Source organism: Nocardia sp. CDC160 (genome assembly GCF_035818795.1).
Taxonomy (GTDB): Bacteria; Actinomycetota; Actinomycetes; order Mycobacteriales; family Mycobacteriaceae; genus Nocardia.
Genome location: NZ_JAYKYT010000001.1, coordinates 1,090,860 through 1,114,845 on the forward strand (window position 1 = coordinate 1,090,860; position 23,986 = coordinate 1,114,845).

The window sequence follows — 23,986 nt, forward strand, 5'->3', positions numbered from 1 at the left end:
ATAACCTGCCTGCGACTTGCCGCTGAGGAAGAATAGCAAGCTGGCTAGAGTACTCGGTCATGCAGATTTTTCGGGGGGCCGCCCTCGTCGCGCTGCTGCTCGCGCTGGCGGGTGTGGCGGCACCGGCCGCGCGGGCACAGGCGGACGGTGTGGATATCACCGCCGAGGTGAATCTGGGCGACGACGGTTTGCTGCGGATCACCGAGACCGTGAAAGTGCCCGAGGGCGGGGAATTTCGGCAGGTGCTGCCGCTGCGGGTGCAGACCGGCGCGTCGGTGCAGCGGAATTTCCAGGTCACCGACGTCTCCGCGACCGGCGATGGCGAGGCGGGTGTGGCCAACGATCAGTTCACGATTACCGCCCGCCCGGGGTCGACCACCGTCAAGTACACGGTGCACAACACCGTCAGTGACGCTACGGGCGCGCAGGTGTTCCAGTGGACCGGCGTGCTGAATACCGATGTGGCGTCGATCAATGCGACGGTCTCGAGCCCGAGTTTCCGCATGGGCGTCACCAAGTGCACCATTGGCCCGCCCGGAAATCCCCAGGACTGCGCCGATATTCGCGTCGAACCGGACGGGTTCGCGCATTTGTCGAAGACGGACCTGCACAAGGGCGACATTCTCGATGTGACGCTGCAGCTGCCGCCGAACACGGTGAAGGCCAATGCCGATGTCCGCGACGACAACGCGCCCAACGCGTTCTCGGTGACCGGCCCCGTCTTCGCCGCCTTCGGCGTGCTGCTGGCGGCGCTGGTCGCGGCGGCCGGATACGTGGTGTGGTCGCGCCGCTCGACTCCTACCGGTACCGAGGTGTTGGATCCGCTGGTGCGCCAGGGTGATCGGGTCCAGTTCACCTCGCCGGACGGCATGCTGCCGAGCACGGCCGGGCTGCTGCTCGACGGCCACGCGGACGTCCCCGACATGGCGTCCACGGTGGTGGATCTGGCGGTGCGCAACTATCTCTGGGTAAGCGCCGTCGGCGATTCGGATTGGCGCTTCGCCCGGGTGAATCCGCCGGACGAGCAGCTGACCGCCTACGAGCGCGCGGTGTACGCGGCCCTGATTCCGGAGGGCGTCGATTCGGTGCTGCTGTCGCAGCGGCGCGGCCAGATCGACGCGAAGGCGGTGCGCACCACCCTCATCGACGACGCGGTGGCGGCCGGGGTGTTCATCGACCGCTCCCGCCGGGGCCTCGAATTCTGGCTCGGCGCGGCCTTGCTCGCCCTCGGCGTGATCGCGACCGTGGCGCTGGCGTTCGGTCCGCAGCGGCACGCCCTGGTCGGTGTGGCCATCGCCCTGGGTGGCGTGGCGGCGCTGCTGCTCCCCCGCTACCTGCCCGCGCGCACGGCCCTGGGCCGGGAGCTGACAGCCCAGGTCAACGCCATGGTGCGAGGCCTGGACGCGCTTGCGCCGCAGCAGATTCCGGCTCCCGACCAGGAATCGGTCTTCTCGCGGGCGCTGCCCTTCCTGGTGGCCGCGCGGCGCGGTGACCAGTGGGTGCGCACCTTCCGGGACCTGGACCCGACGGCGGACGGGAGTCCGGGCCTGTACTGGTTCGGCGGCTTCGAGGGCGATCGCCGACTGCACCGTTTCGGCGCGCACTTCCCGTATTTCATTACCGCGGTGGAGGGTTTGTTCCGGGACGCGGGTAGGGACGCGGCGTAGGACTCAGCCCGCGTGCACGGCCAGTGCGCGCCGGGCGTAGGCGCGCACGTCGGCATCGCTGTCGGCGAGGGCGGTGTCCAGTGCCGCGCGGGCCGCGGCGGATTCGGGCCAGGTGCTCAGCGTCAGCACGGCCGCCTTGCGAATGTCGGGGTGGATATCGGCGAGGGCGGCGCGCAATGGCTCGGCGGCGAGCTCGGCACCGACCGCCGCGAGGCCGCGGGCCGCGCCCTCGCGGATCTGCCAGGCCGAATCACCCAGGGCGGCAGTCAAGGTCGCGGTATCGGCCTCCGTACCGAGGCGCGCCAGCGCGGTGAGCGCCGCGGCCCGGACCAGCGGATCTCGGTCGCGGATGAGCGCGCGCACCGTGTCGGCCCCGCCGAGTCCGATGGTGGCCAACCCGCGCGCGGCGGCAATGCGGACCTCGCGATTGTCGTCGTGGGCGGCGGCGGTCAGGGCGGACCAATCGTCCAGGGAGACCAGGGCGTGCACCGCCTGGACCCGGACACGATGGTCGGTGTCGACGGCGGCCTTGGCGAAGAGTTCGGCGGAGCCGGAGCGAAGCGCGCGGGACAGATCCACCACGGCCGCGCGCACGATCGGATCCGGCGAATCCGCGTGCCGGACGAGACCGGTTGCGGTGGGCAGGATTTCGGCCAGTTCCCGCAGGCCCGCGACCGCGGCCAGCCGCACCTGCGCGTCCTCGTCGGCGAGCGCGTCGATCAATTCCTCCGCGAAGCCTTCGGGTGTGTTCTCGGTCAGGACGGACAGCGCCGTGGCGCGCACGCGCGGATCGGCATCGGCGAGGAAGGGCCGCAACTCGGTGATGCCGGGTGCGTCCAGGCCCAGCAGTAGCGCGATACGCGGGGCGACAACGTCTTTCGGGGCCGACGCCGAGGCCGGGGCGTGCGATCGCACCTGCGCGCCCAGGTTGGGCGGCGTGCCGACCAGGGCGGGCTGAGCCACCGGAATGACGGTCGGGTCGGCCGAAGGCAGGTCGTCCAGCCCGGGCACTGGCACGAAATACGGTGCCACCGGCCGCTTCAGGAACTCCATCCGCCCGTCGTCGGTCTTGCGCAGGTTCAGGTGGTAGCGCCACTCGACGTCATCGCGGGCGGGCAGGTCGGCCCGCTGGTGATAGAGGCCCCACCGCGATTCGGTGCGGGTCAGCGAGGAACGGGCGGCCATTTCCGCGCAGTCGCGAATGAAGCCGACCTCGGCGCAGCGCATGAGCTCGTGCGGGGTGCGCGCCCCCATGGCGGTGAGATCGTCGCGCATGCGGTCGAAGGTCTCGATGGCGAGGGAGAGCTTGGTGGCCGTCTTGGGCGGGGCCACATAGTCGTTGACGAAGCGGCGCAGCTTGTATTCGACCTGCGGCTGGGGCGGCCCGTCGGGATTGCGCAGCGGACGGTAGATGAGCTCGTGCGCGTCGGCGAGCTGATCGGCGGGCAGTTCGGCGGGGGCGGGCACCTCGGCGAGGGTGGACGCGGCGTGCGCCCCGGCGAGGTCGCCGTAGACGAACGCGCCGATCATGTAGTTGTGCGGCACGCAGGCCAGGTCACCGGCGGCGTAGAGCCCGGGGACCGTGGTGCGGGCATGCTCGTCCACCCATACTCCGGACGCGGAATGTCCGCTGCACAAACCGATTTCGGAGATATGCATCTCGATGTCGTGGGTGCGGTAGTCGTGGCCGCGATTGGCGTGGAAGGTGCCGCGGGTGGGTCGCTCGGTGGTGTGCAGGATGCCCTCGAGCGCGTCGAGGGTCTCCGCGGGCAGATGCGAGACCTTCAGATAGATGGGCCCGCGCGCGGACTCGATCTCGCGCTTCACCTCCGACATCATCTGGCCGGACCAGTAGTCGGAGTCCACGAAGCGCTCGCCCAGGGCGTTGACCTGGTAGCCGCCGAACGGATTGGCCACGTACGCGCAGGCCGGGCCGTTGTAATCCTTGATGAGCGGGTTGATCTGGAAGCATTCGATGCCGGAGAGCTCCGCGCCCGCGTGGTAGGCCATGGCGTAGCCGTCGCCCGCATTGGTGGGGTTCTCGTAGGTGCCGTAGAGGTAGCCGGAGGCGGGCAGGCCGAGGCGGCCGCAGGGGCCGGTGGCCAGGATGACCGCCTTCGCGCCCACCGCCACGAATTCGCCGGTGCGCGTGTGCAAGGCGGCCGCGCCCACGGCGCGACCGTTCTCGGTGAGCACCCGCACCGGCATGAGCCGATTCTCGATGCGAATGCGCTCGCGCATGGTGCGCTGCCGCAGCACGCGGTACAGCGCCTTCTTCACATCCTTGCCCTCCGGCATGGGCAGCACGTAGGACCCCGACCGGTGCACGCGGCGCACCGCGTACTCGCCGTAGGCGTCCTTCTCGAACTTCACGCCGTAGCGTTCGAGCCGCTGCACCATGGCGAATCCGCGGGTGGCGGTCTGATAGATGGTGCGCTGGTCGACGATTCCGTCATTGGCGCGGGTGATCTCGGCGACGTAGTCCTCCGGCTCGGCCTTGCCGGGGATGACCGCGTTGTTGACTCCGTCCATGCCCATGGCCAGCGCGCCGGAGTGGCGGACGTGTGCCTTCTCGAGCAGCAGTACATTCGCGCCCGCCTCGGCGGCGGTGAGCGCGGCCATGGTGCCCGCGGTGCCGCCGCCGATGACCAGCACATCGCAGTCCAGGCGGGTGGTGTCGGCGAGATCGGGGATATCCATCAGTTCGTTGCCTCCGTGAGCTCGCCCGAATGATCCAGGGCGGCAAAGATTTCGGTGCGCAGTGCGGTGCGGTCGACGCCCGTTTCGCGGGGCCGCGGGACGTCCAGCAGCGCGCGCAGCGGTTGACCGGCCCGGCCCAGCACCGCGACGCGGTCGCCGAGCGACAGCGCCTCGTCCACGTCGTGGGTGACGAAGACGACGGTGGTGGGATGGCTGCGCCAGGTGTCGATCAGCAAGCGCTGCATGGTGTTTCGGGTCTGCGCGTCGAGCGCGCCGAAGGGTTCGTCCATCATGACCGCGCGGGGCGCGCCCGCCAGTCCGCGGGCCAGCTGCACGCGTTGGCGCATGCCGCCGGACAGGGATTTGGGTAGGAAGTCGGCGAAGCCGGTGAGCCCGATCTCGGCGATCCAGCGATCGGCCAGTGCCCGGCGTCCGGGGCGCGGCTCACCTCGAAGCTTCAGGGCCAGTTCGATATTGGCGCGCACACTCTTCCAGGGCAGCAGGGCGTTGTCCTGGAAGACGACCGCGCGATCGCGATGGGTGCCGGTCACCTCGACCCCGTCGGCCAGAATTCGTCCGGAGTCGGGCCGGAGCAGTCCGGCCAGTGCGCGCAGGACGGTTGACTTCCCGCAGCCGGAGGGTCCGGTGAGGATCAGGATCTCCCCGGGCCGCACCGTGAGCGACAGGTCGTCGATCACGGGCGCTCCCGTATAGGACAGTGCGACCCGGTCGAGGGTCAATCCGATTCCGGCGGTGCTCATTTCGCGACTTCCTCACCGCGCGGCAGCCAGTGTGTGACCCGTCGTCCGAGGAATTCCACGGCGGCCGAGGTGGTGTAGCCGAGCACGCCGATGGTGATGATCCCGACGAAGACGCCCGGATAGTCGACGATGGTGTACGCCTGCCAGGTGCGGTAGCCGACACCCAGCCGCCCCGAGATCATCTCGGCCGACACCACGCAGATCCAGGCCACGCCGATGCCGGTGGACAGTCCGCCGAAGACGCCGGGCAGGCTGCCGGGCAACACGACTCGCCAGATCACATCCCAGCGGGTGCCGCCCTGGGTCCGCACCGACTCCTCCCAGATGGTCGGCAGCGCCCGCACCGCGTGCCGGGTGGCGACCATGACCGGGAAGTACGCGGCCAGGAAGGTGATGAACACGATCCCGGCCTCGTCGTCGGGGAACAGCAGAATCGCCACCGGCACAATGGCAATGGCCGGTATCGGTCGTGCCAGCTCGGTGAGCGGTCCGACGATATCGGCGAACCAGCGCGAACGACCCAGTGCCACACCGGTGATCACGCCGACGGCCGCCGCCAGCCCGAATCCGGTGAGGATGCGAATGAGCGACTGGCCGAGGTCGAGGTAGTAGGTGTCGGTGCCGAGTTGATGCCGGAAGGCCCGCACGATCTGTGTGACGGTGGGCAGGGTGTCGAACCGCACCCAGAGTCGAAGGTGGTTGGCGGTCAACAACTGCCAGACACCGACGGCGACCAGCACCGACAGTGCGCGAACCAGTCGCGATCGCCAGGGCGCACGCCCGGCGCGCGGACGGACCGCGTCCGGCCGGGCCGGGTCGACGACCGGAGCCGCCGCCTCGAGCGTCACGGCCGGGGCGCTCATACCCGGACCTCGCTCACTGCCTGGTCGTAGCCGACACTGACACCCGACGGGTGCTGCGCCAGGTAGCGCTGCGCGGCCGCCGCCGTGGTGAAGGGCAGGTAGTTCTCGCCGTCGCGGACCCACAGGGACTTGTCGGCGAACCACCGGGTACCGAGTTCGGCGTCCGGGACGTAGGCGGCCCGCACCGTCTTCCCCTGTGCCCGAGACTGTTTCACGGCGCGCAGCAGTGCGGTGGGATCGGCGACCGACTGCGTGGTGTCCTGGCCGGACAGCCACAGTTCGCCGCCCGCGCCCGGCAGCGGGTTGGCGGTGTTCGCCACCTCGGCGTCGTAGTTCAGACCGCGTTCCCGGTACGCCTGCCGCAGGGCCGTCGGGTCGACGAACGTGTCGATATCGAGGTCGGCGAAGTCGCCGATCGACTTCAGGTACGGCACATCGCCTTTGAGGGCCGAGATCAGCGCGGGCTTCAGCGTGGTGTCGAAGGAGGTTCCGCCCGGCCCGTTGTAGAGGTACACGACCTCCGGGGCCAGCCCGGCGTTGTCGGCGACGGTGCGCGCCGCCTCCACGGGGTGCTGGTGGAGGAAATCGGTGGCGTCCAACTGGGCTTGCAGGAAGGCATCGAGCACCTCCGGGTGCTGCTTGGCGTAGTCGCGCCGGGCCACCACGCCGTGAAAGGTCGGGACGTTCAGTTCCGCGCCGTCGTAGAGCAACTTGGCCTTGTTCTGGAAGACCAGCAGGCCGGGCCAGGCCACGAACTGCGACAGCGCCGCCACCTGGCCGGATTCCAGTGCGGAGGAACCGATCTGGGGCTGCTGGTTGAGCACCTCCACCCCGGACTTGGGATCGATGCCCGCGCGGGTCAGCGCCTGGACGAGGGTGCCGTGCCCGGCCGAGCCGACGCTGGCCGAGATCTTCTGCCCGGCCAGGTCATTGATCGACTGCGCCTTGGAGTCGGGCGCGACCACGACCATGTTCAGCGCGCCCTTGGGGTTGTAGCCGGTGATGGAGACCAGTTCGGTCGTGGCGCGCTCGGTGGCCTGGGTGCGCGAGCCATTGATCAGCAAGGGGTAGTCGCCCATCGAGCCGATGTCGATCTTCTCCGCCACCATCTGCGCGGTGATCGGCGCGCCGGTGTCGTAGTCCTGCCATTCCACCCGGTACTTCTTGCCGCCGAGCGCGTTGAGGCGATTCTCCAGAAAGCCCTTGGCCTTCAACAGGGTTCCGGCGGTGACGGTATTGATGGTCTTGGACTGGTAGCCGATGACGACCTTGACGGTGTCACCGCCGCCGCTGTTCTCGAGCGAGCAGCCGGACGCGGTCAGGACGAGAGCGGCGGCAATGGCCGCACCGGTGAGTCGGGCGGGGCGGTACTTCATGGGTGTTCCTCAACGCAGCAGGTAGGGCATGTTGACGGTGACGGCTCCGGTGGGACAGCGGGCGGCGCACGGGCCGCAGTACCAGCACTCGTCCACGTGCATGTAGGCCTTGCCGTTGTCGGGATTGATCGCCAGCGAATCGAGCGGGCAGATCTCCACGCACAGCGTGCAGCCCTGGATGCACAGCGATTCGTCGACGGTCACCGGGACATCGGCCCGCTGCTCGACCATGGCCATCTAGATCAACCTCCAGTCGGTTCGCTCCGGCTGTCGGGTGAGACTGCCGCGCATGGTGATCCGGTCACCGCGCATCCGGATGTATTCCAGGTCGACCGGGCGGCCGTCCTCGAGTTTGGTCAGCCGCTCCAGCAGCAACAGGGCCCCGCCCTCCGGCATCTGGAGGGTCATGGCCGAATGCGCGTCGGCGGTAATGGCTTCCAGCGCCAGGTCGGCGGACCCGAGCGGTCCGCCACTGATCTGCTCGATGAGCGCGAACACGTCATTGGACTCGAGATCGCGGGTGATGACCTCGTCGCCGATATCGGGGACCAGATAGGTGAGGTCCAGGCTGAGTGGCAGATCGCCGAGGTAGCGCAGGCGTTCGATGTAGACGACCGGTTCGCCGGGCTCGAGCCGCAGCCTGCGGGCGACCGCGGGCGGCGGCAGGAGCCTGCGCGCCGCGCGGACCTCGTTGCGCACCTCGCCGTGACCGCGCAGGGTCTCCTTCAGACCGAGCAGGGCGTCGAGCCCGTGGTCGTACTTGCGCTGGGCCACGTGGGTGCCGACCTTCGGGACGCGATCGATGAGTCCCTCGTCCTTGAGCAGGGCGAGTGCGTCGCGCACGGTATTGCGGGAGACCGCGAATTCGGCGGCCAATTCCGGCTCGGACGGCAGCGCCCGATCGAAGGCCCCCGCGTGGATCTGCTGACGCAGTACATCGGCCACCTGGCGGGCGCGATCGGCCCGGCGTTCGGGGACGCGCAGCGGTACCGGCTCTGGCGACACCTCGACTCCTTTCCACGCCTTTGACCTGCGGTTTCAGAACTGTAATGGCGAGCGGGCGGGCGAGTTGGGCGCTCACCGGGCGGCTCGAAACCCGGTGCGCTTCTACGCCGCCCGGCCGGGCCCGCGGCCTGCCGAAATGCCCGCGAATCCGGCTATTGCGCCACCCGGCGACCGGACCTGTGACTTGGAATCAGCTCGAGCGGAATGCGTGTGCGCGCAGCCGGGCCGGAGTGGGCTGTCGGCAAGCGAGTGTTCTCGAGATGTGGGAGGGGAACGTGTCCTGCACCACATTTTCCGGGCGCTCGGAACTACCGCACAGCTGGCGCGAAATATCAACCGGCGCAAAAGATTCGGCCGGATCGGAGGCAGTCCGAAGGGATTGGAGCGGGAGCGCCGTCACGGGCCCGATGCTGCCGGGGCGGTGCCGCGTGCCTTCCGTTCGCCGTGATCGGAATGATACTTTGATCCTATGTCTGCCAGTCGCCCTCTCTCCGCGCCGCGGGTCACCTACGTGACCGTCGCGCTGGGCGTTCGGCTGCCGCGGCAACGGGAACTGTGTTGTCCCTGCCGTCGCGCAGTCGAGTTCTGACCCCGATTCGCTTTCCGAATCCGGGTTCCTCGCTGCACAGCTGATACCTCCATGTAGGCATTCGTCCCCCTGTCGGCAGCGGGGACCGCAGCAAGGATTCCGAAAAGTGTCCAGCCCCATCCTTGAACGTCCCCACGGCACCGCGTCGGTCGCGACCGCGCGGTTGGCCCCGGCCCGCCCGGCGGTCCCGCCGGAGCTGCGCATCACCGACAACCCGGCGGCCGCCGTGCTGCGCGCCGCCACCCGCGGCCCGATCTTCCGCGATGTCGCCGCGCAGACCACGGGCCTGAGCATCGCCACCGTGAATCGCCAAGTGTCCGCGCTGCTTTCGGCCGGACTGCTGCGCGAGCGCGCCGATCTCACCGCGTCCGGCGCGGTGGGCCGTCCGCGCGTCCCGTTCGAAGTCGACACCGACTCGTATGTGACCCTCGGTGTGCACATCGGCTTCACCGTCACCCGCATCGTGGCCGCGGATCTGTCCGGCCGCATCCTCGGCGGACTCGAAATCGCCACGCCCCAAACGACTCAGGACGCGGCGCTGACCATAGTGGCCCGCAGCGCCAAGGCCTTCCTGGATCGACTGCCGCGACGCAAGCCACTGTGGACGGGTGTGGCGCTGGCCGGTCGCGTCGACCCGGCCGCGGGCGTGGTGGATCATCCGCGCCTGGGTTGGCAGGCCGCGCCGGTGGCGGCGGTGTTCAGTAGCGTGCTGGATCTGCCGGTGTCGGTGTCCGCGCACGTCGAGGCCATGGCCGCCGCGGAGCTGCTGCTGGCCCCGCGCGAGCCGGGCGAGGAGACCAGACCGGGCAGCAGCCTGCTGGTCTACGCCCGCGAAACCGCCGGTGTGGCAGTGACTTTGCACGATCGCGTGCACACCCCGACCAATGGTCCGGGCTCGATCGCGCATCTGCCGACCGGTTCCGACGTCGATTGCACCTGCGGCCGTCGCGGCTGCTTGGAGGCCACCGTCGGTGAGCGCGCCCTGCTCGAGCGCGCCGTGCGCAAGGGCGTGCTGCCCAAGCCGGAGGCCCCGCGCCGCCCGGCCATCACCGACCTGTACCGGGCCGCCGACACCGGCAATGCCGCCGCCCGCGAGCTGCTCATCGAGCGCGCCGAAATCCTCGGCCGCACAGCCGCTCTGGTGCGCGACATGTTCAATCCGGACCGGGTGGTGCTGGGCGGTCAGGCCTTCACGGGCTGGCGGCCGGGCATGGATCGGGTGGCCAAGGCCTTCGCCGAGTCGACCACGCTGCCCGCGGCCGATCTGCGGATCTCCCGCTTCGGCGGCCGGGTGCAGGAATTCGCGGCGGCGGTGACCTCGGTGAGCGTGTTCTACGCCGACCCGCTGTCCGCAATGCGCCGCGCCACCCGCACGGCGCGCTAGCAGCCCAGACGAACGAAAATCCCCGCCGGGACCAACCCGGCGGGGATTTTCGCGTGGCTCAATGGTTTTCGTGTACGGGTTGGGGGGTCGGGCCGGACGGTCCACGGTCCGGCCCGACCCCGATCCCGCACGCGCGCGAGGCCCTGCGCGCGGTGCGGGGAACCGCCGCCCGCCCCGGGAGTCCCCTTCCCGGGCGGGCGGCGGTGGTCTCAGGCGGCGCGCACCTGCGGGGTCAGACCCCACTCGCGGGCCAGCAGGCGGTGCGAGTTCAAGCGGTCCCTGTGATCGAAAGTGACGCTGGTGACCACGATTTCGTCCGCGCCGGTCAGCTTGCGCAGGGCGTGCAGCCGCTCGGCCACGGTGGCCGGTGAGCCGACGAACTGGGTGGTGACCCGATCGTCGACCAGGCGGCGCTGCTGATCCGACAGCGGTGCGGCGGTGTCGGGATCGAGGTATTCGGCGGCCCCGGCACCGCTGCGAATGCTGTAGACCCAGTGCCCGTAGGTGGAGGCCAAATGCTGTGCGGTGGCATCGTCCTCGGCGACCACCACATCGGCGGACACCACCAGATACGGGCGCGGCAGGCGCGCCGAGGGGCGGAAGGCCGCGCGATAGGCCTCCACGGTCTCCACGATGGTGCCCGGGGAGACGTGGTAGTTGGCCGCGAAGGGCAGTCCCAATCGTCCGGCCAGCTGGGCACTTTCGCCGCCGCTGCTGCCGAACAGCCACGGCTGCACGTCCGCGCCCTCGCCGGGGACGGCGTGCAGTTCGACGCCGTCGGGGCTCACATAGGTGCCCTCCAGCAGGGCGAGAATGTCCTCGACCTGTTCGGTGTAGGGCAGTGGCTGCGCGCCGGGCAGGTGCAAGGCCGCCAAACCCGCCTTCACCCGGGAGAAGTCGAGCAGCTGCCCCGGGAAGAACGGCGGCGGCAGCACAACGCCGTCGCGCACCTGGGTCGGCCGCTCGGGCGCGGGCACCGGCGGCACGCCCGCCGAGCGGATCTGCTCACCGCGATGCCCGGAGCGTCCCAGACCCAGATCCAGGCGGCCCGGGTACAGGGCGTCGATGGTGCCGAACGCCTCCACCACCGAGATCGAGGTGTGGTGGCCGAGCTGCACGGCCGCCGAACCGACCCGAATGGATTCGGTGGCGGCCGCGATCAGGCCGATGAGCGTGGTCGGCGCGGCGCTGGCGACCCGCACGAAATGGTGTTCGGCGACCCAGAATCGGCGGTATCCGAGACTTTCGGCGTGCCGGGCCAGGTCGATGCTGTTGCGCAGCGCCTGCTGCGGGGTCGACCCCGTGCTGATCGGGGCCAGGTCCAGGACCGATAGTGGGATGGTCATGCCGCGTGCTCCTTCCGGGGATCCTTTTCGCCCGCCTCGACGGCCAGCGGCAGCCGGTTCTCGGCCGGGGCGACCGGGCAGGTGGCGTAGTCGGTGAACGCGCAGGGCAGATTGACCGCGCGATTGAAGTCGAGGATCACGGTGCCGTCGGCGGCGGGGCGGGACAGATCCAGTCGGCGGGCACCGCCGTAGGTGGTGACGCCGCTGGTGGCGTCGGTGAAGAGAATGTGCAGGCCGTGCAGCTGGTTGCCGAAGACGACGAGTTCGCGTGCCTGGCCGTCCAATTCGAAGGTGACGGTGCCCGTGGCGGTGTGATGGTGTTCGAGGCCCTCGACCACCGCGCCGGTGGTGACCACCCGGGCCACCTCGTAGGGCTCGAAGTGACCGGTGACCACCCAATCCGGATTCGGTTGGTAGACCGGGATGTCGGTGAAGGCGGCCAGGGTCGGGGACGCCGGATCGTGGATGCGCAGGGCGAACTGGCCGGTGCGGCGAATGACCTCGATGACGCGGTCGCCGGTGCGGACCTCGAGGCCCGGCGCGCCCTCGGCCGGGGTGAGGACGGTCGAGCCGGTGAGCTCCGCGCCGTCGAGGCGCAGCTGCTCACCCGCGTCGGAATCGACTGTCACGTAGACGTTCTCGCCGTCGGCGCGCCAGCGGCCGGGAAGTCCCGCCGCGGTCTCCTCGTCGCTGCCGAGCCAGTGCAGCCCGGTCAGGCTGAGCCAGCCCAGCGGTTGCCGCGCCCAGGCGGCGCGTTCGGCGCGGAAGGTGGCCCACTGCTGGTCGAATTCGGTGGCGGTGGCGGTCATGACGCGCGTGCTCCTTCGGTGCCGTGATTCGGATTGCTGCTGGCGTGATGCGGATGGCGCAGACCCAGGTGGTGACGCAGGGTCGGGCCGGTGTACTCGGTGCGGAAACTGCCCAGGGACTGCAGTTCCGGAACGACCTTGTCGACGAACTCGTCGAGTCCGGTCGGGGTCAGGTGCGGGACCAGGACGAAACCGTCGGCGGCGTCGGACTGGACGTAGTGGTCGATCTCGGCGGCCACCTCGGCGGGCGTGCCGATGAACTGCTGGCGGGCGGTGGTCGCGATGATCAGTTCACGAATCGACAGGTTCTCCGCCTCGGCCCGGGCCCGCCAGGCGGCGGCGATGGCGCGCGGGTCGCGGGCGTGGCGGACCCGGCCGCGGGTGATGGTCACATCCTCGGCCGGGTCGATGTCCGGCAGCGGGCCGTCCGGGTCGTAGGCGGAAAGGTCACGGCCCCAGACCTGTTCGAGGAAGGCGATGGCGGTCTGCGGTGACACCTGCTGCAGCCGGATGTGGCGGGCGCGCTCGTGGGCGTCGGCGGTGGTGTCGCCGAGCACGAATCCGGCGGCGGGCAGGATCTTCAGCTCGTCGCGGGTGCGCCCGTACTTGGCCAGCCGGTCCTTCACGTCCCGGTAGAAGCGCTGCCCGTCCTCGAGTTCGCCGTGCGCGCTGAAGATGACATCGGCCTTGGCGGCGGCGAATTCGCGGCCCTCGTCGGAGTCACCGGCCTGGATCTGCACCGGGTAGCCCTGAGGGCTGCGCGGCAGCACGAACGGGCCGTCGATCTCGAACTGCTCGCTGGAGAAGTGAACCGTCGGCGCGGGCCGCGCGAAAACGCCCCGCTCCCGGTCGACGACGAGCGCGTCGGCGGGCCAGCTGTCCCACAGTGCCCGGGTGGCGTCGACCACCTGGTGCGCCCGGGTATAGCGCTTGGCGTGCTCGAGGTAGCCGCCGCGCCGGAAGTTCTCGCCGGTGAAGGCGTCGGAGTAGGTGACCGCGTTCCAGGCCGCCCGGCCGCCGGAGAGATGGTCCAGTGTGCCGAATTGCTTTGCCAGCTCGAAGGGTTCGTTGAAGGTGGTGTTGATGGTGCCCGCGAGCCCTAGGTGGGTCGTCACCGCGGCCAGGGCATTGAGCACCGTGAAGGTGTCCGGGCGGCCCACCACGTCCAGATCGTGGATGCGGTCGCGGTGCTCGCGCAGCCGCAGACCCTCGGCGAGGAAGAAGAAGTCGAACAGGCCCCGTTCGGCCGTGCGGGCCAGGTGCACGAAGGAGTCGAAGTCGATCTGGCTGCCCGAGGCGGGATCGGTCCAGACCGTGTGGTGATTGACGCCCGGGAAGTGGGCGGCCAGGTGAATCTGCTTGCGTAGGCGCTGATCCGGCATGGTGGCTCCTCAGGCGTGGACGTAGCGACCGACGGGACGGGGTAGGCCCAGTCGCTCGCGCAGCGTGCGGGTGAGGGCGGGCAGCCGGTCGAGGGCGGCGTGCAGGGCGAGCGGTCGCAGCACCACACCGTCGGCGGCGCAGTCGGTTCCGACCTGCCGCAGCAGGTCTCGGAGTTCTCCGACGGTGCCGATGTGGAAGATCGTGGGCGGGGCCGGGGTTGCGATCCACTCCTCGAGCTGGGCGACCTCGGCCGCGGCGGCGTCGACCGTGTCGGCGAGGTGGATATCGAGGTCCAGCAGCACCCGGACCTGGTTCGGGTCGCGCCCGGCGGCGGCGACGGCGGCGCGCAGTTCGCCGCGAGTGGTGGCGGCGGTGGTGAGATCCGGTGCGGCAATGCGGATCAGGTCGGCCCGGTGCACGGCCACCCGGGTGCTGTGCGGGTCGGCGGCGCGCACCGCGACCAGCGGCTGGCCCTGCGGTGGACGCGGGGTGATGGATGGGCCCTTCACCGAGAAGTGCTCGCCGCGGAAGTCGATGTAGTGCAGTTTGTCGCGGTCGATGAACCGGCCGGTGGCGCGGTCGCGGATCTCGGCGTCATCGTCCCAGCTGTCCCACAGCCGGGTCACCACCTCCACGGCCTCGTCCGCCTCGCGCCAGCGGGACCGGTCGTCCTGTTCGGGCTTGCGACCGAACAGGGCCGCCTCACCGACGCCGACGACGACCTCCCAGCCCGCCCGGCCGTGGCTCGCGAAGTCCAGGCTCGCAATGGCTTTGGAGAGATGGAAGGGCTCGGTGTGGGTGACCGACGCCTGCGGAACGAGACCGATGCGGCGGGTGGGTGCGGCGGCGCGGGCGGCCACGGCCACCGCGTCGAGGCGGCCCAGCGCGCCCTCCGACTGCAGCGCGAAGGAGTCCGGCAGGAAGGCCAGATCGAGGCCCGCGTCCTCGGCGGCGCGCAGCGCGTCGACCCAGTAGCGGGCGTCGAAGAGTTCCTCGGCGCGGGAGTCCGCGCGCCGCCAGGAGGCGGGGTGCGCGCCGGTGCCGGACAGTTCCAGGCCCAGCAGCAGCGGGGACGAGTGCGGCATCAGGCTGTCCTTTCGAGCGGGAGGGGGACGGCGGGCGCGGCGGGCCGGGGCACGGCCGCGAGCAGCTCGCGGGTGTAGTCGTTTTGGGGATTGTCGAAAAGCTGTGCAGTGGTGGCGGTTTCGACGACACAGCCCTGACGCATCACCGCGACGCGGTCGGCCAGGCGGCGGACCACGGCCAGATCGTGAGAGATGAACAGGTAGGCCAGATCCAGTTCGGACTGCAGCGATTCGAGCAGGTCCAGGATCTGCGCCTGCACCGAGACGTCCAGGGCCGAGACCGGTTCGTCGAGCACCAGCAGTTCCGGGCGCAGTGCCAGGGCACGAGCGATGGCGACCCGCTGCCGCTGGCCGCCGGAGAGCTCGGCCGGACGACGGGCGACATAGGAGGCGGGCAGGGCGACCTGTTCCAGTAGTTCGGCCGTGGTGGCGCGACGGGTGCGCCGATCGCCGATGCCGAACGCCTGCAATGGTTCCGCCACAATCGCGCCGATGGTCAGCTTCGGATTCAATGACACGTACGGGTTTTGATAGACCACCTGGATGCGGCGACGCAGTGCCCGTAGCCCCGCACCGCGCAGACCGGTGATGTCCTGGCCGTCGAAGGTGATGGTGCCCGCGTCGGGCTCGGCCAGCCGGGCGAGAATGCGCGCGGTGGTGGACTTGCCGGAGCCGGATTCGCCGACGACCGCGAGGGTTTCGCCCCGATGGATCTCGAGGGAGACATCGTCGACGGCGGTGAGCGTGACCTCGCGGGCAATGCGGAAGGACTTGCGCAGGCCGGTCGCCGTCAGTAGCGGGGTCGTCCGCTCGAGGGTGCGGCGCGGGCGCTCGGTGGGATCGAGACTGGGCGCGGCGGCGATCAGACGCCTGGTGTATTCGTGCCGCGGAGCGCCGAGAACCTCGGCGGCCGTGCCGGTTTCGACGATCTCGCCGTCGCGCATGACCGCGATGCGATCGGCGCGCTCGGCGGCGACCGCCAGATCGTGGGTGATGAGCAGCACCGCCGTCCCGGACTCCGCGGTGCGCTCGGCCAGATGGTCGAGAATGCGGCGCTGCACGGTGACATCCAGCGCGCTGGTCGGCTCGTCGGCGATGACCAGTTCCGGGCCGCAGGCCAGGGCGATACCGATCAGCACGCGCTGCCGCTGGCCGCCCGACAGGTCCTGGGGATACTGCCGGGCTCGCAACTCGGGTCGATCCAACCCGGCCTGTTCCAGGATCCGCACCGCTTCGCGCCCGGCCGTGCGGCGATCGGCCCGGCCGTGAATGCGCAGTACCTCGCCGACCTGCTCACCGATGCGCAGCACCGGATTCAGCGAGGTGCCCGGATCCTGCGGCACCAAACCGATGCGCGCACCGCGGATCCCCTGCAGCTTCCGCTGCCCGGCCCGCTCGAGGCGCTCACCCGCGAAGGTGATCTCACCACCGGTGATGGCACCACCGCGGAGCAATCCGATCACGGCGTGCGCGAGCGTCGATTTCCCCGAACCGGATTCACCCACCAGCGCCACGGTCTCCCCGCGCCGCACCTCCAGCGAGGCACCCCGAACGGCCCGCGTGGTCCCGGTCCTGCCCCGGTACTCGACCTGCAGCCCCTCAATTCTCAACAGCAGATCGGTCATCGGACATCGTCCTTCTGGAGAGCACGCGCGATGCGCTGGGTGGACAGCACCAAGACGACGATCACCACCCCCGGCAGAGTGGTCAGCCACCAGGCCGTGGCCAGGAAGCCCCGCCCGTCGGATACCAGCGATCCCCACTCCGGGGTCGGCGGCACCGCGCCGTACCCGAGGAAACTCAGGGTGGCCACGAACAGCACCGCGACGCCGAAGTCGACCGCGGCCAGCGCCGCGACCGGAAGGTACGCATTGCGCAACACATGCCGGAACAACACGGTGTGCCACCGCACCCCCGAGGCGAACGCCGCCTCGACGTAGGGTGCGCCGCGGACCCGCAGCACCTCGCCGCGCATCACCCGGGCGAACCGCGCGATGAGCGAAACACCCACGGCAATGGCCACATTGCGGGTGCCCAGCCCCAACACGGTGATCATGGACAGCGCGACGAGCAGATCGGGAATGGACAGCAGCACATCGACCACCCGCATGAGCGCGGTGTCCAGCAGGCCGCCCGCGGTCCCGGACACCAATCCCAGCAGCGATCCGGCGACCAGCCCGAGCAGTACCGCGAAGACGGTGGCGCTCACCGAGAGCGCGGTGCCGTGCACCACGCGGGTATAGAGGTCCCGGCCCAGATTGTCGGTGCCGAACCAATGGTCCGCGCTCGGACCGCGCAGCTTCTGGGCGGGCACGCCGCGCAGCGGATCGCGGCCCGCGAACAGCGACGGCACCACCGCCCAGGCCAGAATGAGCGCGACCACCGTGCCCGCCACCAGCAGGCCGAGATTGCGGCGCAGCCAGGCGGTTTCAGTCATCGGCCCACATCCCGCTGTCGGAATGGTCGGGTGCGTCGTCGACGACCCAGTAGGCGATGCCCGGATCGAGCAGCGGGTGATTCAGGGTGACGACCCGCAGGCGCGAGCGGGGTCCCGACGACGGTGTGGCTCCCGAAGCAAGAGGGGCCCGCAGGCGTTCGCGCAGGTTCCGGATCAGGTGGTGCGGGCGAAAATCAGACATGAGCACGCTCCTTCCTCGAATCCCGCCGTGCGTTGCGGGGATCCAAGAGTGGATAAGCCAGGTCGATCAACAGGTTGACGGTGACGAAGGCGAGCGCGGCGAACACCACGATGCCCTGCACCACCGGAATGTCCTGGTGCAGCACAGATTCCTGGGTCAGGCGACCCAATCCCGGTCGGGAGTACACGGTTTCGGTGACCACCGAGCCCGCCAGCACCTGACCCACCCAGAGTCCGGCCACCGTGAACGCGGGGGTCGCGGCCGGACGCAGCACGTGACGCAGCTGCACCCACCAGCGAGACGCGCCCTTGGCGAACGCGACATCGACGAACGGCTGCCGCCAGGTCACCACCAGGCTGGTGTAGAGCACCTGGGCGACCACCGCGCCGATCGGCAGGGCCAGGGTGACGGCGGGCAGGATGATGCCGCGGAAGCCCGAGCCACCGAAGGCCGGGACCAGGCGCAGTCGGAACGAGAAAAACTGCAGCAGCAGCAATCCCACCCAGAACGCGGGCATGGACGCCCCGATCGGCGGCAGCGCGGTGAGCACGCCGCGCAGCCACGGCCGCCGCGTGTAGGCGGCCACCAGCGCGAGCCCGGTGCCGCCCACCAGGGCCAGCGACAGGCCCAGCCCGGCCAGCGCGAGTGTCGAGGGCAGGGCGTCACCGAGTGCGCCGGTGACGGTCTGGCCGCTGAAGATCGAATGGCCGAGGTCGCCGCGCAGCGCGTGGGTCAGCGCGGTCCAGTACTGCGTCCAGAGCGGTTGATCCAGGCCGTATCTGGCCCGCATCTCCGCCACGGCCGCGGCGTCGACCGGGGTGCCGGCGGCGGCATTGGCGGCCATGTCCACCGGGTCCCCGGGCAGCAGGTAGAGCACGACGAAGGACAGCGTGAACGCCGCCCACAGCACGCCGACCGCCTGCAGCATCCGTCCGATCACATAGCGGCCCATGGGATCACCGCTTCAGCCAGGTGTCGTGGAACTGGAGGCGGGCCGAGGCCTCGAACTTCACCCCGGCGACGTTCTTGCCGACACCGATGGCCTGGGACAGCTCGATGGTGGGTATCCACAGGCCCTGGTCCAGGACCGCGGACTGGGCGTCACCGATGACCTTGGCGCGGGCGGCCGGGTCGGTGGCCGAAAGCTGTTGGGACAGCAGGGTGTCCAGGGGTTCGGCGGGTCCGCGCGCGTTCAGGTTGCGCTGGTCGACGGCGAAGGTGGTGCGCAGGATGTCGCCGTCGGCGCGGGTCGAGTTGTAGTAGTCGAAGTCGAAGTCCTTGTTGTTCTGGCGCACATTGGATTCCGCGACCGACAGCGGTTCCAGCCGCAGATCGAAGCCGACCGCCCGCAACTGCTGCTGGGTCAGCTCCAGAATCGCCTGATTGCCCGCGAATACCGGCGCGAAGATGACACTCGCGGTCAAGCGCTGCCCGTCCTTGACCCGGATGCCATCCGCGCCGGGCACCCAGCCCGCCTGATCGAGCAGCTTCTTGGCGGCCTCGGGGTCGTACTTCACGCGCGACGAAAGGTCCACGTAGCCCGGTGTTTTGGAGGCCAGGACACTGGTGGCGACCTTGAACTGCGGACCCAGCACGGTGTCCACGAGTTCCTTGCGGTTGATGGCGGGCACCAGCGCGGCCCGCACCGCGGCATCGCGCAGCGGCCCGCGGGTCACGTTCACCTGGAGACCGAAGGGCACGCCCGGATTGGCGGTGAACTGCACGCGCCCGCCGCCCGACTCGATCTGCGGAACGTCCTGCGGCAGCGCGTCACTGATGGCATCGAGCTGGCCGGAGGCCAAGCTGCCGGTTCGGACCCCGGATTCGGGGACCACGGTGAACACGATCTTGTCCAGGTACGCCTCACCCTGCGAGGCGAAAACGGCGGAGCCCCAGGCATATCCACTGCGCTTGGACAGCGTCGCCGAGGCGTTCTGCTTCCACTCGGTGTAGGTGAAGGGGCCGCTGCCGATATTCGTCCCCACGCAGCGCTCGTCGGCCGTTTTCGCGACCGTGGCATCGGATTGAATGCCGAGCTGCGGAGTCGAGGTGGCTTGCAGGAACTGGGCATTGGGCCCACTGAAGTCCACCCGCACGGTATGCGGATCCACCACGGTGCTGCCGATGTAACCGGCCAGGTAGCTCGCGCCCAGCGGGGCCTTCGCACCGCCGAGGGCCACGATGGCGTCGAAGTTCTTGCGCACCGAATCCGCGGTCAGCGGCGTGCCGTCGCTGAAGGTGATGCCGTCGCGCAGATGGAAGGTGAAGGATTTGGCGTCCGGGGAGACGGTCCAGCTGTCGGCCAACCAAGGCTTCAACTGACCGGTGTCCGGATCCTGATCGACCAGTGAATCCACGATCTGGCGGGTCACGTAAATGGTCTGATTGGTCGCCGACTGCGCCGGATCCGAGCAGGTCGGGGCCAGTGACAGGCCGTAGCGCAGGGTGCCGCCGGTCTGCGCCGGACCCGACGGCTCGCCGTTCCCGCCCCCGTTGTCCCCACCGCCACCGCAGGCGGCAAGGGTGAACGCGGCGGCGACCGCGCCGGTCAGGGCGAGGGCACGCTTCATGAAAAATCTCCGTTTCGGGGATCTCCGGAGGGGTAGCGGTCGGCTCCGAGCGGACGGCTCGGAATGCGTTGGCGCAGTGCTGGAGCGACCTCGGACTGGAAGAGTTCGAGGCTGTCGCGGTGCTGGGCCTCGGTGCGGCCGTCGGCGTCCGCGCTCAGGTGGATCACCTCGTGGCCGAAGCGCTCGTGGTAGCGGCTCACCTTGTCCAGCACCTGCTCGGGGCTGCCGATCAGCGCCGACGAGCGGGCGGCGAAGTCCTCGACGCTCTCGAACACGATGGGTACGTTGAACTTTCGCGCCACCGCCAGCCGCGCCTCGAAGATCGGGCGGTACAGGTCCAGGGCCTGCTGCGAGGTGCGTGTCACCAGGAAACCCGCGGTGCCCGCACCCACCAGCGCCTGCGCCGGATCGTGGCCGTAGGCCGCCCAGCGCTCGCGATAGTGGTCGATCAGCTCCGCGTACGGCTCGATCGGATAGGTGACATTGGCGGAGAACAGCGGATCCCCGTGCCGCGCCGCGTAATCCGCCGATTCCCGGCTGGTGGCGCTGCCGTGCCAGATGCGCAGGCGCGGCTGTAGGGGGCGGGGCAGCGCCTTGGCCTCGGTCAGCGACGGCCGGAAGCGCCCTTCCCAGGTGACGCTGTCGCTGTCCCAGAGCTTGCGGAACAGCTCGTAGCCCTCGCGATTGCGGTCCCACTGGTCCTCGGTGGTGACGTGGAACAGCTTGGCCTGGGCCGCGCCATTGCCCTTGCCGATGATCAGCTCCAGGCGACCGTCGGAGAGATTGTCCAGCGTCGAGTAGTCCTCGAAGGCGCGCACCGGATCCAACAGGCTCAGCGTGGTGACCCCGGTGAACAGGGCCAGGCGCGAGGTGACCGCGGCAATGTGGCTGAGCACCACGGGTGGCGCGGCGGAGATGAACGGGTCCTCGTGCCGCTCCCCCACCGCGAAGCCGTCATAGCCGAGCTCCTCGGCCAGGCGGGCGCTGTCGACCACCCGCCGCAATCGCTGCCGGGGCGATTCGGTGGTGCCCGTCACCGGGTCGGGGGTATGCGTGATCAGGGTCAGCAGCAGGAATTTCACCGCTCATCCCTTCTTCTTGGGCAGGCCGGGGGGATTGATGCGGGACTGCTTCACGGCCTCGCCGCCCAGGCCCCAGCGGTCGAGGACCTTCTGGTAGGTGCCGTGGTCGATGGCGTACTGGATGGCCTGCTGCACCACGCCGATCAGGCCGTTGTCCTTGCGGGTCATGGCGGCGATCTCGGCCTGCAGGGCGTCACCCGCGCCGGACCAGGTGGTCAGCACCTTGGTGCCGGTGGTGGCCGAGTGGTACTGGGCCGACGGGTTGGGGCCGACATAGCCGTCGATGCGATTCGAGGACAGCGCCAGGTAGTAGTCCGAAGGCTGCTGGTAGTAGGCCAATTCCAGCTTGGGCAGCCCCTCGGCCACGTTCTGGTCGTTCCACGCCACCAGCAGCTGCTCCTGATTGGTGCCGGAGGTGACGCCGATCTTCTTGCCCGCCAGCGACTTCCGGTCCTGATAGGTCCAGGTCGAATCCTTGGGCACCTCGAGGGCGATATTGTCCAGGCGGTAGGTCGCGAAGTCGTACTTCTCCTTGCGCTCCTCGGTGACCGTGGCGTTGGAGACGAACAGATCGGCCTCGCCGGAGTCGATCTTCACGAAGTTCTGCGCCCAGTCGCCATTGCGGCGGTCCACCTTCAGGCCGAGGATGTCGCCGATCAGAATGGACAGGTCCACCTCGGAGCCGACAATGGTGCGGTCGTCGGTGGCGTAGAAGCTCAGCGGCGGTGTCGCGCCGATGGTGCCGGTGACCACCAGCGTGCCGCGGTCGCGAATGGCCTGCGGGACCTGCGCGGCAATGGCATCCACCTTGTCGGCGTGAATGCGCCCGGCCTGCTCCGGCGACAGATCGTAGGACAGGCCGTTCACGCTGCGGGTGCTCTCCGCCCCGCCGTCACCCTTGCCGCCGCACCCGCCCACCAACAGGCTCAGCAGGGTGACGGCGATCAAGGCGCTGGTCCGTCTGCGACGGCTCGCCAGGGACATGGGCGGATTCCTTACTAATTGGGGACGTCAGAGGACGTGTGCGAGAAAGGCTTTGGTGCGCGGATGCTCCGGGCTGTCCAGCACCCGGGCGGGTGGACCCTGTTCGACAATGCGGCCCGCGTCCATGAGCACCACGGTGTCGGCGACCTCGCGAGCGAAACCGACCTCGTGGGTGACGATCACCAGCGTGGACCCGCCGCGCGCCAAATCCTTGATGACATCGAGGACCTCGCCGACCAACTCCGGATCCAGCGCGGAGGTGGGCTCGTCGAACAACACCACCTCGGGCCGCAGCGCCAGGGCCCGGGCGATCGCCACCCGCTGCTGCTGCCCGCCCGAGAGTCGACTCGGATACTCATCGGCCTTGTCCGCCAAGCCGACTCGTGCCAGCAGCTCCAGTGCCTCGGCATTCACCTCGGCCTTGGGGCGGCGTTGGGTGGCCACCGGGGCGAGCGTCACATTCTCCCGAACCGTCAGGTGCGGAAAGAGATTGAAGTTCTGAAAGACGAATCCGATGCGGGCCCGCTGCCGCAGGATCTCCCGCTCGTGCAGTTCGTAGAGCTTGTTGCCCTTGCGGCGATAGCCGACCAGCTCGCCGCCGACCCGCACGGTACCGCCGTCCACCTGCTCGAGGTGGTTGATGGTGCGCAGCAGCGTCGACTTGCCGGAGCCGGAGGGGCCCAGGATGACCGTGACCTCACCGGGCCGGACCGCCAGATCGATACCGGCGAGCACCTCGTTGCGGCCGAACGACTTTCGGACACCGCGCACTTCGATCGCGAACTCGCTCACCAGCGGTCACCGCCCTTCGCGGCGGAACCCCGCGCGCGATCACCCTTCGAGTAATGCCGCTCGATGTAGTACTGGATGATGCTCAGCACCGTGGTGAGCAGGATGTACCAGACCGTCGCCACCATGAGCAGCGGCACCACCCGGCCATTGCGGCCGTAGATCACCTGCACCTGGTAGAACAGCTCCGCGATGGCCATGACCGAGACGATCGAGGTGCCCTTGAACAGGCTGATCACCTCATTGGCGGCATTCGGCAGAATCCCGCGCATGGCCTGCGGGACCACGATGGTGAAGAACTGGCGTCGCCACGGCAGCCCCAGCGACCGCGCCGCCTCCCACTGCCCCTGGTCCACCGAAATGATCCCGGCCCGAATGATTTCCGCGGAATAGGCGGCCTGATGCAGGGCCAGGCCGATGACGGCGGCGGTGAATCCGCTGATCACCCCATTGGTCTGGAAACGCACGACCTCCGGCCCGAAGGGAATGCCCAGCGACAGCGTTTTGTACAGATACGCCAGGTTGAACCAGAACAGCAATTGCACGATCAGGGGAATCGAGCGGAAGGCCCAGATATAGGTCCACGAAATCGCGTGCAGCACCGGACTTTTCGACAATCGGCCAATGGCCAGCCAAACGCCCAGAAAGAAGCCGAGCAGGGTGCCCCAGAAGGTTAGTTCCAGGGTCACCTTCAGTGCCGACAACACCGATTTCGCGGTGAAGTACTGCGCGAAAGTGCCCCAGTCCCAACCGGCATTGGTGATCAGCCCGTGTGCGAACTGGGCGACCAGCACCAGTGCGACGGCGGCCGTAGCCCAGCGCCACGGATGCCGGGTCCGGACGATCGGCAGATCGCCGTCCTCGGGTTCGGTTGCCGCCACCGGGTGTTCGGTTGTCACCGACTGCGCGGATGCCGCCAGGGTGCTCATGAAACCGACGATACGAAGCCCCGCC

The 23,986-nt window shown here is 69.4% G+C and carries 20 protein-coding genes and 1 pseudogene; 2 read left to right on the plus strand and 19 right to left on the minus strand.

Annotated features, from left to right (window positions below; all coding sequences use genetic code 11):
• Positions 1-59: 59 nt before the first annotated feature.
• Positions 60-1,667, plus strand: coding sequence for a DUF2207 family protein (locus VMT40_RS04850; protein ID WP_326356731.1), 1,608 nt, complete (start codon positions 60-62; stop codon positions 1,665-1,667).
• A 3-nt stretch (positions 1,668-1,670) separates the two neighbouring features.
• Here the strand turns inward: VMT40_RS04850 and VMT40_RS04855 are convergent, their stop codons facing one another.
• The 6 genes from VMT40_RS04855 to VMT40_RS04880 are packed head-to-tail and all read right to left on the minus strand — an operon-like array spanning position 1,671 to position 8,372.
• Positions 1,671-4,367: a fumarate reductase/succinate dehydrogenase flavoprotein subunit gene (locus VMT40_RS04855; RefSeq protein ID WP_326356732.1), complete on the minus strand. Its 2,697-nt coding sequence runs from the start codon at positions 4,365-4,367 to the stop codon at positions 1,671-1,673.
• Complete coding sequence (locus VMT40_RS04860; protein WP_326356733.1) at positions 4,367-5,128, minus strand: ABC transporter ATP-binding protein; 762 nt, start codon at positions 5,126-5,128, stop codon at positions 4,367-4,369. Before VMT40_RS04860 ends, VMT40_RS04855 begins: the two co-directional genes overlap by 1 nt.
• A complete protein-coding gene (locus tag VMT40_RS04865; RefSeq protein WP_326356734.1) occupies positions 5,125-5,991 on the minus strand; it encodes an ABC transporter permease in 867 nt (288 codons plus the stop codon). The genes VMT40_RS04860 and VMT40_RS04865 overlap by 4 nt, the downstream gene beginning before the upstream one ends.
• The gene (locus VMT40_RS04870; RefSeq protein ID WP_326356735.1) at positions 5,988-7,367 is read right to left on the minus strand and encodes an ABC transporter substrate-binding protein; all 1,380 of its coding nucleotides are present in this window, start codon (positions 7,365-7,367) and stop codon (positions 5,988-5,990) included. Before VMT40_RS04870 ends, VMT40_RS04865 begins: the two co-directional genes overlap by 4 nt.
• Before the next feature lie 9 nt (positions 7,368-7,376).
• Entirely contained in the window at positions 7,377-7,604 is a 228-nt protein-coding gene (locus tag VMT40_RS04875; RefSeq protein ID WP_326356736.1) for a 4Fe-4S dicluster domain-containing protein, read from the minus strand.
• Positions 7,605-8,372, minus strand: a complete 768-nt coding sequence (locus VMT40_RS04880) for a GntR family transcriptional regulator (RefSeq protein WP_326356737.1) — start codon at positions 8,370-8,372, stop codon at positions 7,605-7,607.
• Between the two features lie 695 nt (positions 8,373-9,067).
• Here VMT40_RS04880 and VMT40_RS04885 point away from each other — a divergent pair.
• Positions 9,068-10,345, plus strand: coding sequence for an ROK family protein (locus VMT40_RS04885; protein ID WP_326356738.1), 1,278 nt, complete (start codon positions 9,068-9,070; stop codon positions 10,343-10,345).
• Positions 10,346-10,554: 209 nt separating this feature from the next.
• On the opposite strand, the gene VMT40_RS04890 is transcribed toward VMT40_RS04885, so the two are convergent.
• The 13 genes and pseudogenes from VMT40_RS04890 to VMT40_RS04950 form a co-directional block, all read right to left on the minus strand.
• Positions 10,555-11,691 carry an LLM class flavin-dependent oxidoreductase gene (locus VMT40_RS04890; protein ID WP_326356739.1) on the minus strand — a complete coding sequence of 379 codons (1,137 nt, stop codon included), beginning with the start codon at positions 11,689-11,691 and terminating at the stop codon, positions 10,555-10,557.
• Complete coding sequence (locus VMT40_RS04895) at positions 11,688-12,500, minus strand: DUF1684 domain-containing protein (RefSeq protein ID WP_326356740.1); 813 nt, start codon at positions 12,498-12,500, stop codon at positions 11,688-11,690. The genes VMT40_RS04890 and VMT40_RS04895 overlap by 4 nt, the downstream gene beginning before the upstream one ends.
• Positions 12,497-13,882, minus strand: a complete 1,386-nt coding sequence (locus VMT40_RS04900; RefSeq protein ID WP_326356741.1) for an NtaA/DmoA family FMN-dependent monooxygenase — start codon at positions 13,880-13,882, stop codon at positions 12,497-12,499. The genes VMT40_RS04895 and VMT40_RS04900 overlap by 4 nt, the downstream gene beginning before the upstream one ends.
• 9 nt (positions 13,883-13,891) lie before the next feature.
• Positions 13,892-14,968, minus strand: a complete 1,077-nt coding sequence (locus VMT40_RS04905; RefSeq protein WP_326356742.1) for an LLM class flavin-dependent oxidoreductase — start codon at positions 14,966-14,968, stop codon at positions 13,892-13,894.
• On the minus strand, positions 14,968-16,593 hold the full coding sequence (locus VMT40_RS04910) for an ABC transporter ATP-binding protein (RefSeq protein ID WP_326356743.1): 1,626 nt from the start codon (positions 16,591-16,593) through the stop codon (positions 14,968-14,970). The genes VMT40_RS04905 and VMT40_RS04910 overlap by 1 nt, the downstream gene beginning before the upstream one ends.
• On the minus strand, positions 16,590-17,405 hold the full coding sequence (locus tag VMT40_RS04915) for an ABC transporter permease (RefSeq protein ID WP_326356744.1): 816 nt from the start codon (positions 17,403-17,405) through the stop codon (positions 16,590-16,592). Before VMT40_RS04915 ends, VMT40_RS04910 begins: the two co-directional genes overlap by 4 nt.
• Complete coding sequence (locus tag VMT40_RS04920; protein ID WP_326356745.1) at positions 17,398-17,607, minus strand: hypothetical protein; 210 nt, start codon at positions 17,605-17,607, stop codon at positions 17,398-17,400. Before VMT40_RS04920 ends, VMT40_RS04915 begins: the two co-directional genes overlap by 8 nt.
• Positions 17,600-18,559 (minus strand): ABC transporter permease, encoded by a 960-nt coding sequence (locus VMT40_RS04925; protein ID WP_326356746.1) that lies wholly within the window; start codon positions 18,557-18,559, stop codon positions 17,600-17,602. The genes VMT40_RS04920 and VMT40_RS04925 overlap by 8 nt, the downstream gene beginning before the upstream one ends.
• Positions 18,560-18,563: 4 nt before the next feature.
• Positions 18,564-20,177 carry an ABC transporter substrate-binding protein gene (locus VMT40_RS04930; protein WP_326356747.1) on the minus strand — a complete coding sequence of 538 codons (1,614 nt, stop codon included), beginning with the start codon at positions 20,175-20,177 and terminating at the stop codon, positions 18,564-18,566.
• Positions 20,174-21,259 carry an LLM class flavin-dependent oxidoreductase gene (locus VMT40_RS04935; protein WP_326356748.1) on the minus strand — a complete coding sequence of 362 codons (1,086 nt, stop codon included), beginning with the start codon at positions 21,257-21,259 and terminating at the stop codon, positions 20,174-20,176. Before VMT40_RS04935 ends, VMT40_RS04930 begins: the two co-directional genes overlap by 4 nt.
• Before the next feature lie 3 nt (positions 21,260-21,262).
• Entirely contained in the window at positions 21,263-22,243 is a 981-nt protein-coding gene (locus tag VMT40_RS04940; RefSeq protein ID WP_326356749.1) for an ABC transporter substrate-binding protein, read from the minus strand.
• A gap of 27 nt (positions 22,244-22,270) precedes the next feature.
• A complete protein-coding gene (locus tag VMT40_RS04945; RefSeq protein ID WP_326357200.1) occupies positions 22,271-23,038 on the minus strand; it encodes an amino acid ABC transporter ATP-binding protein in 768 nt (255 codons plus the stop codon).
• A pseudogene (locus tag VMT40_RS04950) lies at positions 22,941-23,961 on the minus strand (amino acid ABC transporter permease). Before VMT40_RS04950 ends, VMT40_RS04945 begins: the two are co-directional and overlap by 98 nt.
• Between the last annotated feature and the right edge of the window lie 25 nt (positions 23,962-23,986).

Excerpts from the sequence above, each read along its gene's own strand:
- VMT40_RS04850 (WP_326356731.1), top strand. The coding sequence starts at position 60 with ATGCAGATTTTTCGGGGGGCCGCCCTCGTCGCGCTGCTGCTCGCGCTG.
- VMT40_RS04855 (WP_326356732.1), bottom strand. The coding sequence starts at position 4,367 with ATGGATATCCCCGATCTCGCCGACACCACCCGCCTGGACTGCGATGTG.
- VMT40_RS04860 (WP_326356733.1), bottom strand. The coding sequence starts at position 5,128 with ATGAGCACCGCCGGAATCGGATTGACCCTCGACCGGGTCGCACTGTCC.
- VMT40_RS04865 (WP_326356734.1), bottom strand. The coding sequence starts at position 5,991 with ATGAGCGCCCCGGCCGTGACGCTCGAGGCGGCGGCTCCGGTCGTCGAC.
- VMT40_RS04870 (WP_326356735.1), bottom strand. The coding sequence starts at position 7,367 with ATGAAGTACCGCCCCGCCCGACTCACCGGTGCGGCCATTGCCGCCGCT.
- VMT40_RS04875 (WP_326356736.1), bottom strand. The coding sequence starts at position 7,604 with ATGGCCATGGTCGAGCAGCGGGCCGATGTCCCGGTGACCGTCGACGAA.
- VMT40_RS04890 (WP_326356739.1), bottom strand. The coding sequence starts at position 11,691 with ATGACCATCCCACTATCGGTCCTGGACCTGGCCCCGATCAGCACGGGG.
- VMT40_RS04895 (WP_326356740.1), bottom strand. The coding sequence starts at position 12,500 with ATGACCGCCACCGCCACCGAATTCGACCAGCAGTGGGCCACCTTCCGC.
- VMT40_RS04900 (WP_326356741.1), bottom strand. The coding sequence starts at position 13,882 with ATGCCGGATCAGCGCCTACGCAAGCAGATTCACCTGGCCGCCCACTTC.
- VMT40_RS04905 (WP_326356742.1), bottom strand. The coding sequence starts at position 14,968 with ATGCCGCACTCGTCCCCGCTGCTGCTGGGCCTGGAACTGTCCGGCACC.
- VMT40_RS04910 (WP_326356743.1), bottom strand. The coding sequence starts at position 16,593 with ATGACCGATCTGCTGTTGAGAATTGAGGGGCTGCAGGTCGAGTACCGG.
- VMT40_RS04915 (WP_326356744.1), bottom strand. The coding sequence starts at position 17,405 with ATGACTGAAACCGCCTGGCTGCGCCGCAATCTCGGCCTGCTGGTGGCG.
- VMT40_RS04920 (WP_326356745.1), bottom strand. The coding sequence starts at position 17,607 with ATGTCTGATTTTCGCCCGCACCACCTGATCCGGAACCTGCGCGAACGC.
- VMT40_RS04925 (WP_326356746.1), bottom strand. The coding sequence starts at position 18,559 with ATGGGCCGCTATGTGATCGGACGGATGCTGCAGGCGGTCGGCGTGCTG.
- VMT40_RS04930 (WP_326356747.1), bottom strand. The coding sequence starts at position 20,177 with ATGAAGCGTGCCCTCGCCCTGACCGGCGCGGTCGCCGCCGCGTTCACC.
- VMT40_RS04940 (WP_326356749.1), bottom strand. The coding sequence starts at position 22,243 with ATGTCCCTGGCGAGCCGTCGCAGACGGACCAGCGCCTTGATCGCCGTC.